The 11,941-nt window shown below is 73.2% G+C and carries 10 protein-coding genes; 3 read left to right on the top strand and 7 right to left on the bottom strand.

Annotated features, from left to right (window positions below; translation table 11 throughout):
* The 6 genes from ABD317_RS26450 to ABD317_RS26425 all read right to left on the bottom strand — a co-directional run.
* Window positions 1-1,054: ADP-ribosylglycohydrolase family protein (locus ABD317_RS26450; RefSeq protein WP_344292657.1), on the bottom strand; the 1,054-nt coding region annotated here is incomplete at its 3' end.
* Between the two features lie 234 nt (window positions 1,055-1,288).
* Window positions 1,289-2,392, bottom strand: a complete 1,104-nt coding sequence (locus ABD317_RS26445) for an ADP-ribosylglycohydrolase family protein (protein ID WP_344292655.1) — start codon at window positions 2,390-2,392, stop codon at window positions 1,289-1,291.
* A gap of 94 nt (window positions 2,393-2,486) precedes the next feature.
* On the bottom strand, window positions 2,487-3,830 hold the full coding sequence (locus tag ABD317_RS26440) for an ABC transporter substrate-binding protein (RefSeq protein ID WP_344292653.1): 1,344 nt from the start codon (window positions 3,828-3,830) through the stop codon (window positions 2,487-2,489).
* Window positions 3,827-4,681 carry a carbohydrate ABC transporter permease gene (locus tag ABD317_RS26435; protein WP_344292651.1) on the bottom strand — a complete coding sequence of 285 codons (855 nt, stop codon included), beginning with the start codon at window positions 4,679-4,681 and terminating at the stop codon, window positions 3,827-3,829. Before ABD317_RS26435 ends, ABD317_RS26440 begins: the two co-directional genes overlap by 4 nt.
* The gene (locus tag ABD317_RS26430; protein WP_344292649.1) at window positions 4,681-5,634 is read right to left on the bottom strand and encodes a carbohydrate ABC transporter permease; all 954 of its coding nucleotides are present in this window, start codon (window positions 5,632-5,634) and stop codon (window positions 4,681-4,683) included. Before ABD317_RS26430 ends, ABD317_RS26435 begins: the two co-directional genes overlap by 1 nt.
* On the bottom strand, window positions 5,631-6,695 hold the full coding sequence (locus ABD317_RS26425; RefSeq protein WP_344292647.1) for a LacI family DNA-binding transcriptional regulator: 1,065 nt from the start codon (window positions 6,693-6,695) through the stop codon (window positions 5,631-5,633). The genes ABD317_RS26430 and ABD317_RS26425 overlap by 4 nt, the downstream gene beginning before the upstream one ends.
* Window positions 6,696-7,051: 356 nt before the next feature.
* On the opposite strand from ABD317_RS26425, the gene ABD317_RS26420 reads away from it, so the two are divergent.
* From ABD317_RS26420 to ABD317_RS26410, 3 genes are all read left to right on the top strand, one after another.
* Window positions 7,052-8,617, top strand: coding sequence for an aminotransferase class V-fold PLP-dependent enzyme (locus ABD317_RS26420; RefSeq protein WP_344292645.1), 1,566 nt, complete (start codon window positions 7,052-7,054; stop codon window positions 8,615-8,617).
* 92 nt (window positions 8,618-8,709) lie between these two features.
* Window positions 8,710-9,216 carry a RidA family protein gene (locus tag ABD317_RS26415; protein WP_344292643.1) on the top strand — a complete coding sequence of 169 codons (507 nt, stop codon included), beginning with the start codon at window positions 8,710-8,712 and terminating at the stop codon, window positions 9,214-9,216.
* A 67-nt stretch (window positions 9,217-9,283) separates the two neighbouring features.
* The gene (locus ABD317_RS26410) at window positions 9,284-10,615 is read left to right on the top strand and encodes an amidohydrolase/deacetylase family metallohydrolase (RefSeq protein ID WP_344292641.1); all 1,332 of its coding nucleotides are present in this window, start codon (window positions 9,284-9,286) and stop codon (window positions 10,613-10,615) included.
* Window positions 10,616-10,748: 133 nt separating this feature from the next.
* On the opposite strand, the gene ABD317_RS26405 is transcribed toward ABD317_RS26410, so the two are convergent.
* A partial coding sequence (locus tag ABD317_RS26405; RefSeq protein ID WP_344292639.1) for an outer membrane protein assembly factor BamB family protein occupies window positions 10,749-11,941 on the bottom strand: 1,193 nt, incomplete at its 5' end.

Below are 11,941 nucleotides of genomic sequence, written 5' to 3'. Positions count from 1 at the left end.
CGAGGGGCAGCAGCACCGGCCACACCTTCAGCATCGCGCCGAACCCGGCCAGCGCGCCGGCCAGCGCCGGCGCGGAGTCGGCCACGCGCGCCAGGCACGCGGCGGCGGGGACGGCCTCGGAGATGGCGCCGGCGGCGGCGGTGGCGACGGCGAGGGCGACGGGCACGGTCTCGGCGGCGGCGATGCCGTAGCTGTAGACGTGGTCGACGATCTCGTGCTCCAGCACGGGCACGAGGGCGAAGGCGTTGCCGGGCAGCCCCGGCCGGGTGGCGACGGCGGTGCGGCCGAGCTGCACGGCGCGTTCGGCGTTGCGCAGGATCTCGGTGCCCTGCGGGAGCTGGGCGAGCGCGGCGTCCACGCAGGCGTCGACGGGCCGGCCGCCGAGGGCCGCGGCGCCGGCGGCGGCGGTGGCGTGGGCGCCGTGCACGCCGTCGCCGTCCTGGGTGTAGCGGGCGTCGAACTCGGCCAGGTCGGCGGCGCGTTCCGGGGCGCCGGGGGGGACGGCGGCGCGCACGGCGGCCCGGACGCAGGCGGCGTCGTCGAAGTAGTGCGGGTTGTCGTGGCCGGTGGCGGGCGGGCGCAGGCCCGCGGCGAGGTTGCCGAGCCCGGCCCGTACGGAGATACGGGCGCGCAGCGGGATGTCCGCGGACTCGATCTCGTCGGCGCGCTCGGCGGCGGCGGCGACCTCGTCGGCGAGCGCGCTCCAGGCGAGGGTGAGCGCGGAGCGGACCCGCCGGTCGGAGGTGAGGTCGGTGTGCAGTCCGCTGCCGGCGGAGAGCACGGCGTACGCGGTGAACGCGGCCCACTCCGCGTCGTCGGACGGGCCCAGGCGCAGCGGCTCGGGCGGCTGGTTCAGCGCGATGGGCACCGGGAGGGTGGTGGTGGCGTTCTGCTCCGCGAAGGTGTCCAGCTCGCGGGTGAGCCGGCGGGTCCACTCGGGCATCCGGGCGGCCCGGTGCCGGCCGGCGGGCCAGCCGGCGGCGTCGCCGGCGGCGATGCCGAGGAGCAGCCCCTCCACGCGCCGCAGGCTGGTTCCTTCCGTCAGGGCGCTCATCGGGACTCCTCCGTGAGTCGGGCTGGTCGGGTGATAGAGTCATTACTGCCCGTACCGCCATAACCGGCCGGTCGGGTCTACCGCCGGGCTGGCGGGAAGTCAGGTCTGTGGAGCCTGTGTAGGACCGATGGTTGGCACACCAACCCTGGCCGTTAGTTCGGGTCGGCAACGGGCCGCGAAGCAGAAAGCTCAACCCGTGAGGGAAGAATCCCCCTGCTCCGGCTGGGGGAGAAGTCAAGAGGCGACCTCCTCGTCGGCGGCGGCCGCAAGCCGGTCCGCAACGTCCAGGACGTGATGGCCCGCCATGGACGGCAGGCACGTGCCACGCACCGGACGTATGGCCGCGGCCCAGCCGGCGGGGATCGCGGACTCGCCGCGCAGCGCGCCCGCCAGCGCGCCGGCGACGGCGGCGGTGGTGTCGGCGTCGCGGCCCATGTTGACGGCGGTGAGGACGGAGTCCGCGAAGTCGCCACGGGCGGCGGCGAAGGCGCCGAGCGCGAGCCCGACGGCCTCCGGCGCCAGGTCGGACCACGGGTAGCCGCCGATGACGACCGAGGAGCGGACCGCGCGTTCGACGCTCAGCGGCGTGGCGCCGGGGGCGCGGCGCGCGCGCCGGCCGGCGGAGACCGCGCGCTGCAGGGAGCGCGAGGTCCAGGAGTCCTCGGGGATGACGGACAGGGCGGCCTGCACGACGACGTCCGGGGAGTCGCCGGCCATCGCGGCGGCCACCCCGGCGGCGACGGCCTGGCCGCCGTAGATGCCCTCGCCCTCGTGGCTGACGGTGCCGTCGACGGCGACGAGCCGCGCCGCCTCCGCCGGGCGGCCGGCGGCGAAGACGCCGAACGGCGCGGCGCGCATGGCGAGTCCGTCGCTCCAGGCGTGCCGGTGCTGCGCGGTGATCGGCGCGGCGAGGCCGCGGCGCAGGTTCTCCAGGGTGCCGCGCTCGCTGAACCCGGCGCCGCGGAAGGGACCTTCGTCGAGGTCGGCGATCCGCTCGTGCCACGCATGCTCCACATGCGCGAGGCTGAGGCGCGCGCCGTGCTCGGCGAGCAGCAGCCCGGAGAAGATGGCGTACTCGGTGTCGTCCGTGCCCGCCGGGGCGGCGGCCACGAAGTCCTCGATGCGGCCCCAGCGCTCGCGGATCTGGGAGGGCTTCAGGTTCTCGACCGGCGCGCCGAGGGCGTCGGCGACGGCGAGGCCGAGCATGGCGCCGCGGGCCCGGTCGCGGGCCGTCGGGGCCGCCTGCGCGGCGGTGCGGCCCAGGGCGCGCAGGCGGACGGGGGCGGCGGGGGCGGAGGCGGGGTGGACGGGCGGTTCGAGGCCGGCTCCGGCGCTCATCGTACGGTGCTCATCGTGCTGATCGTGCTCTCTCCTCGTGCGCCTGCTCGTACTGGTCCTGTGCCTGCTCGTGCGCCCTCCCCGGCCGCCGCCGTCACCGCTGGTACCGGTCGAGCACGAGGTTGCCGTCCTCGACCAGCGACTCGCGCAGCTCGTCCAGGTCGGTGTCGCCGTTGAAGTACCGCTGGAACGCCGGGGTGGCGATCTTGTCCGACCACTCGCGGTACCCCCGCACCCCGAGCACCGGTGCGGGCCGCAGCGAGCGGGCCACCTGCACGCCCGTGCGCCACCCGTATTCCTCGGTGTTCAGCGCCGGATCCTTGAGCGCCTCCCGGCCGGTGGGCAGCATCCAGTCGCCCGCGGCCAGTTCGGCCATGTGCTCCGGGCGGGTCATGAAGGCGATGAAGTCGGCCGCCGCCTGCCGGTGGTCGCTGTCCTCGGCCACGGACAGGGTCTGCGGGCTGACGCCCTGGGCGAGCCCGCCGGCGGGCCCGTCGCCCGCGGGCATGGGCAGCACCGACCACGCGAAGCCGTCCGGCGCCTGCTGGGTGATCAGCTGGCGGTACGAGAAGTTGAGCGGCACCATCGCGTACCGCCCCGCGAAGAAGCCCGGCAGCGTGTCGGAGCCGGACATGCCCAGGCTGCTGCGCGGGGCGGTGTGGTCCTCGTTGACCTGGCGGTCGATGGTCTCGGCGACGGCGGAGTCGCGGGGGCCGTAGCCGACGCGGTTCTTCGGGCCGTCGTCGGTCTGCTCCCGGGAGAACAGCCCGCCGCCGGTGGAGAGCGAGAGGTTCACCGACTGGCTGACGGGCTCCTTCATCCCCCACGCGACGCCGTACCGGTCGGTCCCGCCATCCCCGTCGGTGTCGGCGGTCAGCTCCTTGGCCACCTCCTCGAACTCCCGCCAGCTCCAGGGGTCCGCCGGGGTCGGGATCCGCACCCCCGACTCGCGGAGCAGGTCGGTGTTGGCGAACATCATCCGCGGCTCCTGGAGGAAGGGGACGCCGTAGATGCCGCCGTTCATGGTGGTGGTCCGCCACGACTGCTCCGGGATGTCGGCGCGCAGTGACGCCGGCAGCAGGTCGGTGAGGTCGGCGAGGTAGCCGCCGTAGGCGAAGTCGGTGAGGTCGTCGGCGGCGTCGTGGATGATGTCGGGGGCCTCGCCGCCCTCGAAGGAGGTCAGCAGCTGGTCGTGCACGGTGTCCCAGATGCCCTGCACGTAGCGGACCTGGACGTCCGGGTGCTCCTCGTTCCACTCGGCGACGAGCCGCTTGTTGGCCTCGACGGACTCCTTCTGCCAGGCGAGGCTCAGGAAGTCGAGGGTCACGGTGCCGTCGTCGGAGCCGCCGTCGTCGCCGCAGCCGGCCAGCCCGGCCAGCAGCGCCAGGCTCAGGGCGGCCGCGGCGGAAGCGCGGCGGAAGCGCGTCACGGGCCTCATCCCTTCACCGCCCCGGCGAGCATCCCGCTGACCAGCCGGCGCTGGAGCAGCGCGAAGAACAGCAGGCTGGGGATGGTGGCGAGGGTGGCGGCCGCGGCGAGCGGACCGAGGTCCACCACGCCCTCCGCCCCCAGGAACTGGGTGAGGATGACCGACATCGTCTGATTCTCCGGGGACTTGAGCAGCACGAGGGCGAAGAAGAACTCGTTCCAGGCGGTGACGAAGGAGAACATCAGCGTCGCCACCAGGCCGGGGGTGAGCAGCGGGAGCACCACGCTGACGAGGGTGCGCAGCCGTCCCGCGCCGTCCACGGCGGCGGCCTCCTCCAGCGAGACGGGCACCGCCTTGACGTAGCCCTGGAGCATCCAGAGCGAGAAGGGCAGGTTCCACACCACGTAGACGAGGACGAGCCCGGCCAGCGAGTCGATCATCCGCGCTTCCTTGAGCAGCATGAAGAGCGGGATGATGATGAGCACGAACGGGAACATCTGGCTGACCAGGATCCAGCCGGTGGCCGCCGTGGTGATCTTCGAGCGCTTCCGCACCATCGCGTACGCGGCGGGCACCGCGAGGGCGACGGCGATGAGCGCGGCGCTGCCGGCCACGAGCAGGCTGTTGCCGGCCGACCGCAGCAGCGGCTGGGCGTCGAAGGCGGCGCGGAAGTTCTCCAGGGTGGGGTCCTGGGGGATCCAGGTGGGGTCGATCCTCCCCAGCTCCTGCGGTGACTTGAAGGCCGTGGAGACCAGCCACACCAGCGGGAAGGCGAGGAAGACCAGGTAGGCCAGCAGGGCGAGGTACTGCCCGGTGCGGCCGGCGGCGCGTCTGGTGCGCAGGCTCGTGGGACCGCTCATCAGCCGGCCTCCTCCTTCAGTCGCCGGCGCAGGAACAGGGTGAGGAACACCGCGACGACCGCGATCATCGCCAGCCCCATGGCGGCCGCGTAGCCGTACTGGCCGTAGGCGAAGGCCTCTTCGTACGCGAAGAGCATGGGCAGCCGGGTCTCGCCGCCCGGGCCGCCCTGGGTGAGGACGAAGACCAGGCTGAACGAGTTGAAGTTCCAGATGAAGTTGAGCGCGGTGATCGCGATCACCACCGGCTTGATCGCGGGCCAGGTCACGGTCGTGAAGCGGCGCCAGAGGCCGGCGCCGTCGAGGGCGGCGGCCTCCTTCAGCTCGTACGGGACGTTCTGCAGCCCGGCGAGCAGGACCACCGTGGTCTGCGGCAGGCCGGCCCAGACGCCGACGGCGATGACGGCGGGCAGGGCGAGCGAGAGGCTGGTGAGCCAGCCGACGTTGTCGTCGATGAGGTGGAGCCGGCTCAGCGTCTCGTTCAGGATGCCGGCGTCCTGGTGGTAGACCAGCCGCCACATGATGCCGACCACGACCTCGGGCATCGCCCACGGCACGAGCGCGAGGGTGCGCGCGAACCAGCGGAAGCGGAGGTTCTGGTTGAGCAGCAGGGCCAGGCCGAGGGCGAGCACGAACTGCAGCGCGGTGACGCTGACGGCCCAGACGAGGCCGATGCGGAAGGACTCCCAGAAGAGGGTGTCGTGCCGCAGGTCGGCGAGGTTCGCCAGGCCGACGAACTCGGTGGGCTCGGTGCGGCCGGCCTGCGCGTCGGTGAACGCCAGCGACACGCCGTACAGCAACGGGCCGACGCTCAGCACCAGGATGGGTATGAGCGCCGGCAGCAGCAGGAACCAGGTGCCGCCGTCGAGGCCGAGGGCGGCCTTCCGGGCGCGTGCCGTGCGCGGTGGTGGGGTGCCTCGGCCGGCGGCCTTCGGTGGTGGAGCGGCAACGCTCATGCGGACCTCGCGCCTTCCTGCTCGTCGGAGCCCGCGGGCGCGGCGCCCGGGGAGGTGGAGCCGCGCACGACGAGCCGCGGCGCGGCGGTGGTGCGGCGGGCGGGGACGGGCTCGCCGTCCCCCGGCCCGAGCCGTTCGAGGAGCATCCGGGCGGCGCGCCGGCCGCGTTCGCCGGCGCCGAGGTCGACGCTGGTCAGCGGCGGCCAGGCGGCGACGGCCAGGTCGCTGTCGTCCATGCCGGCGACGGCGGCGTCCTCGGGTATGCGCCAGCCGCGGGCGTGCAGCGCCTGGACGGCGCCGATGGCGAGCTGGTCGTTGGCGCAGAACACGGCGTCCAGACCGGGGCGGGCGTCGAGCAGCCGGGCCACGGCGCGGGCGCCGGCGCCGACGCCGAAGTCGGTGGCGGTGACCAGGCCCGGGTCGTACGGGAGGCCGCAGGCGGCCAGCGCGCCGCGGTAGCCGCGGGCCCGGTTGCCGCCGGGGACGGTGTCCACGGGGCCGTTGACGAAGGCGATGCGCCGGCGGCCGGCCTGGACGAGGTGGTGTACGGCCAGCGCGGCGCCGGTGACGGAGTCGGCCTGGACGGCGTCGACGGGCACGCCATCGGGCAGCGAGCCGATGACGACGACGGGCCCGGGCGCGGCGGTCAGCGCCTCGACGTGCTCCGGGGTGATGCGGATGGGGACGAGGACGAGGCCGTCGCTGGTGCGGTCGGCGAGGCTGCGCACGACGCCGAGTTCCTCGGCGACGTCCGCGTCGGTGGAGTGCAGCAGCAGGCGGTAGCCGGCGGCCTTCGCGACGGCCTGGATCTCGCGGACCATGGCGACGTAGACGGGGTTGCCGATGTCCGGGACGGCGAAGGTCAGCTGGCGGGTGTGGCCGCCCTTGAGGGAGCGGGCCACCGCGTTGGGCACGTAGCCGAGTTCGGTCGCGGCGCGGCGGACCCGGTCCTCGGTCTCGGGGCGGGCGCCGAGGCCGTTGAGGACGCGGGAGACGGAGGCGATGGACACCCCGGCGCGCTCGGCGATCGACACGATCGTGGGTGGTCCCCCGGAGGACATCGCACTCGCCCCTTCGCGTTGCGTGAGCGGCCGGCCCAACAGGGCGTTCCTGTAAAGGTTTACAGCCGCTGGAAACGTTTACGTATGGTGCTCTCGCGTCATCCGGCCGTCAATGGCCGTGCACATGTGATCTGGGTCTCGCCGGGCCGGAGGGCGGCGGGCGGCGCGGCGGGGCGCCCGGCTGATCGTCGTCAGCAGCCCACGTCGCGGCTGACTGGGGAGGATCCGGGTTCCGAATAGCGGCATCGAAAAGAGGGCCTTAACGCCGCCTCACGATCTTTCTAACGTCTACCCCACCACAACATACGAGGTAACAGGGGGCCGGTATGCCTGCTGAGGCACTTTCTCGTCGCACCATGCTCGGAAGAGGCGCGGCGGCCGGGGGAGCACTCGCCCTGGGTCCGCTGCTGGCGGGTGAGGCGCTCGCGGCCGCGCCCGGGGCGCCGTCCGCCGCGCACCCCGGCAAGGGCCGTCCCAAGGACGTCTACGGCCGCATCGGCGTCCGTCCGCTGATCAACGCGCGGGGCACGTACACCGTGCTCAGCGGCTCGCTGATGCTGCCCGAGGTACGCGACGCGATCGACGCGGCGGCGCGGCAGTACGTTCAGCTCGACGAGCTGGCCGACGCCGTCGGCCGCCGCATCGGCGAGCTGACCCAGACGGAGTTCGCGCTGGTCAGCGCCGGCTGTTCGGCGGGGCTGACGCACGCCGCGGCGGCGTGCACCGCCGGCGGCAACCCCGACCTGCACGTCAACATCCCGGACCTCACCGGGTTCCGGAAGACCGAGGCGATCATCCCGCGGCACTCGCGGAACGTGTACGAGGCCGCGATCAGCGCGGTGGGCCTCAAGGTCGTCCAGGTCGAGACGAAGGAGGAACTCCAGGCCGCGATCGGCCCGCAGACCGCGCTGGTCTACATCATGGCCGGGCCGCGGGTGGACGAGAGCGAGCTGGACACCGAGACGATCGCGTCGGTGACCAAGCCGGCCGGCGTGCCGCTGCTCGTCGACGCCGCCGCCGAGATCCTCACCATCCCCAACGTGCACGTCCAGCGCGGCGCCGACCTCGTCGGCTACAGCGGCGGCAAGTGCATGCGGGGCCCGCAGTCTGCCGGGCTGATCCTGGGCCGCGAGGACCTCGTCCGGGCCGCGTGGGTGCACAGCGCCCCGCACCACGGCTACGCGCGCGGCTTCAAGGTCGGCAAGGAAGAGGCCATGGGCATGCTGGCGGCCGTCGAGATGTGGGTCCGGCGCGACCACGACGCCGAGTACGCCGAGTGGACGCACTGGCTGAAGCAGATATCCCGCCGGGTGTCGTCGGTGCGCGGGGTGACCACCGAGATCCGGCAGCCCGAGGGGCTGTCCAACCGGACGCCCTCGCTGCGCATCCTGTGGAGCGCGAAGCGGCACGAGGTCACCGGCACCACCGTCATGAACGCGATGTGGGACGGCGAGCCGCGCATCGCGCTGAACGCCACCGGCGGCTCCGACCCGGACCAGACCGGGGTCTCCATCACGCCGTACATGATGGAGCCCCGCGACTGGCGGATCATCGCGGACGAGCTGGTCCGGCTGCTGCACGACCCGCCGCCGGCGCCGGAGAAGCCCAGGCCGCCGGCCGCGGACGTCAGCGGCACCTGGTCCGTGGAGATCACGTACGCCGCGGGCACGTCGAGCGCGCACAGGCTGCGGCTGAGCCAGGACGGCGCGCAGCTGTCCGGCACGCACACCGGCGAGTTCGTCAGCCGCTCCGCCTCCGGCAGCGTCAGCGGCACGGAGGTGACCGTGCGCAGCCGCTACGGCGAGGAGCACGGCGACGCGCTGAGCTACACCTTCACCGGCACCGTCGAGGGCGACCGGATGGGCGGCGACCTCGACATGGGCGAGTACCTCAAGGGCTCCTGGACCGCGACCCGCTCCTGACCGCGGGCGCACACCGGCCGGCACCGGCCGGCGCACAGGGCCCCGTCCGACCTCCAGATGTCATGCACAGAACATTCGCAAAGGAGTCAGGCATGTCCTCCAACCGCAGGGACTTCATCCGCAAGGCGGCGCCGGTGGCCGACCTGGCCGCCGTGCCGGCGGTCGCCTGCGGCCAGGCGGTGGCCAGCGACGGCGAGCAGGGCCGGGGCAACGGCCACGGCCACCACCGCCCGCCGCGCAAGGAGGTCCACTACCCCGGCGGCGGCGAGCCGCCGGAGAACCCGCTGTTCAGCCCGATCGTGACCTACGGGAACATGGTCTTCGTCTCGGGCATCGGCGCGCACTTCGAGGGCGACATCCGCTCCCACACCGACCACGTGCTGGGCGAGATCGAGCGCTACCTGGAGTCGGTCGGCTCGTCCATGGAGAAGGTCCTCAAGGTCAACGTCTACCTCGACACCCTGGACGACTACGACGGGATGAACGAGGTCTTCCGCGGCCGCTGGGGCACGGAGCCGGGCGTGCGCACCACCATCGCGGCCGCCGCCGGCATCCCCGGCGACTCCCTGGTCGAGATCGACTGCATCGCCGTCATCTGACGATCCGCACCGGTCCGTACCGCACGCGCCACCACCACCTGACACAGAGATGGGGAATCGAGTCGGCATGCACGTGAGATCGCGAGTTTCCCGGACGGTACTCCCCGCGGCGCTGACCCTCGTCCTGGGCGCCACCACCGTGAGCGCCTCGGCGCCCGCGGACGCCCGGGCCGAGGGGAAGGACGCCGAGGGGGCCGCGTACGACCTCGTCATCCGGCGGGGCCACGTCATCGACCCGAAGAACGGCATCGACGGCGTCCGCGACGTCGCCGTCAAGGACGGCAGGATCGCCCGGGTGGCGCGGCACATCGACGCCTCCGGGGCGGAGAAGACCGTCGAGGCCCGCGGCGAGTACGTCACCCCCGGCCTGGTCGACATGCACGCGCACCTGTTCCCGGGGCCGAAGCAGGACTACGCCAACGGCTGGCACGGCGTGGCGCCCGACGGCTTCACCTTCCGCTCCGGTGTGACCACGGCCGTGGACACCGGCTCGTCGGGCGCGAGCAACTTCGCGCAGTTCAAGGAAGAGGTCATCGACAAGTCCAAGACCCGGGTGCTGGCGTTCCTGAACATCGTCGGCAAGGGCATGGCCGGCCACCCGTACGAGCAGGACCTGTCGGACATGGAGCCCGGGCCCGCGGCGAAGGTGGCGAAGGAGTTCCCGGAGACCATCGTCGGCATCAAGACGGCGCACTACAACGGCCCCGAGTGGGACCCGGTCGAGAACTCCGTCGCGGCCGGCGAGGCGGCCGGCATCCCGGCCATGGTCGACTTCGGCGCGGACAGCCCGGAGCGCCCGCTGTCGCAACTGCTCACCGAGAAGCTGCGCCCGGGCGACGTCTACGCGCACATGTTCTCCGGGCTCCGCGGCGAGCTGGGCGCGGACGGCAGGCTCAACCCGGCCATGCACGAGGGCCGCGACCGCGGCATCGTGTTCGAGGTCGGCCACGGCGGCGGCAGCTTCTCCTGGGACGTGGCGGTGCCCGGGATGCAGGAGGGCTTCACACCCGACGTCATCTCCACCGACCTGCACATCTCCAGCATGAACAGCGGCATGAAGGACCTGTCCAACGTCATGTCGAAGTTCCTGACGCTCGGCATGCCGCTGGAGGACGTCGTCGAGGCGGCCACCTGGAAGCCGGCCCGGACCATCCAGCGGCCGGAGCTGGGCAACCTGTCGCCCGGCGCGCCCGCGGACATCGCGGTGTTCTCCCTGGAGCGCGGCAGGTTCGGCTTCGTCGACAGCTTCGGCTGGCGGGTCGACGGCAACAGGAAGCTGGTCGCCGAGACGACCGTGCGCGCCGGCGAGGTCGTCTGGGACCTCAACGGCCAGGCCGCGCCCGAGTGGCACCCGGGGGCGAACCCGCCGGAGAACGTGGCCGGGGACCACGAGCACTGACCGCCGCGAACCGTCCCCGCCCCGCCCCGGAGGGCGTCCCGGCCCGGACCGGGACGCCCTCCGGGGCCCCGGCCTGCGCCCGCCGCGCGCACCCGCGGGTGTGCCGCCCGGCCGCAGCCCGGTCGCCGGCCGGTCAGGCGTTGCCGCGGAACGCGCGCAGCACCGCCCGGCCCTTGGCGTTGTCGGAGACCATGTAGACGGTGCTGCCGTCCCAGGCGAACGTGGCCGTGGAGGGCGAACCCATCGACTGGCCCTTGACCGCCAGCGCACCGATCACCGTGGTCTCGCCGCTGCGCACGTCGTACTCCGTCAGCTCCAGGTGGAAGCCCTCCTGGGGCTTCGCGGCGGCGATCAGCCGGCCGTCGGTGCCGTCGTAGCCGATCATCTGGAGATAGGCGCTCTTCGGCGTGTTCCACAGCAGCTTGCCCGACGTGAGGTCCACGGCGGCGAAGTGGACGTTGTCGCCGTACTCGGTGACGAGCACCCCGTCCTCGGTGACGAAGGTGTGGTCCGCCTCGAACTGCAGCTCGGCCTTCTCGCCGGTGAGCGGGATGAGCTTGCCCTGCTCGCCGTCGTCGGAGAAGGACTGCACGAACCGGTTCTCGTCGTCGTCCTGGAGGAGCACGGTCAGCGGGTCCTCGCCGAGGATGCGCTGGGCCTGCAGCTCGACGCCGGGGAACCGCCACGGCTCGCCGCCGTGGCGGGTGTCGAGGACGCTGAGCTGGTGGCGGGGGGAGACGTCCGTGCACTCGCTGCTGCCGACGGCGTGGTCGTCGCCGAGGACGAGGGTGGAGTCGCAGTCCTGGCCGCGGGAGGTGAAGTCCAGCCCGGGGGCGCCGCCCTTGGCCGTCCAGTTGTTGACGTACATGCCGATGTTGGTGCTGATCGTGTCGTCGTTGACGGTCAGGACGGGGTTGGAGGTGCTGACGTCCCCGGCGAGGTTCTGGTGCCACAGCAGCGTGCCGGTGTCGACCTCGACCGCCGCGAGGTACGCGCAGTCGTCGCCGCCGGCGTCGAAGGCCACCGCGCCGATGCCGCCGGGGCTGATGGTGCGGGACATGGCGCACAGCTCGCCGGCGTGCTTCGGCTTCTTCACCCGCCACGTCTCCTTGCCGGACCGCACGTCGTACGCGCGCATGCCGCCGCGCTCGTCGCCGTAGACGACGTGGCCGCCGGCCGGCCACAGGCCGGGCAGGCTGCTCGCGTCGCCGCTGGCGACGTGGGTGCCCGTGAGCGGCGTCGACCACAGCTGCTCCAGCGCGTTCGACGGCAGTTCGTCCTGCACCGTGCCGCTGCTCCCGCCGCCGTCGTCGTCGGAGAGGAAGA

It is taken from the genome of Streptomyces synnematoformans (assembly GCF_039531005.1).
GTDB lineage: Bacteria > Actinomycetota > Actinomycetes > Streptomycetales > Streptomycetaceae > Streptomyces > Streptomyces synnematoformans.
The sequence above is the reverse complement of the archived record's forward strand: the minus strand, read 5'-3'. Positions and strand labels throughout refer to the sequence as shown.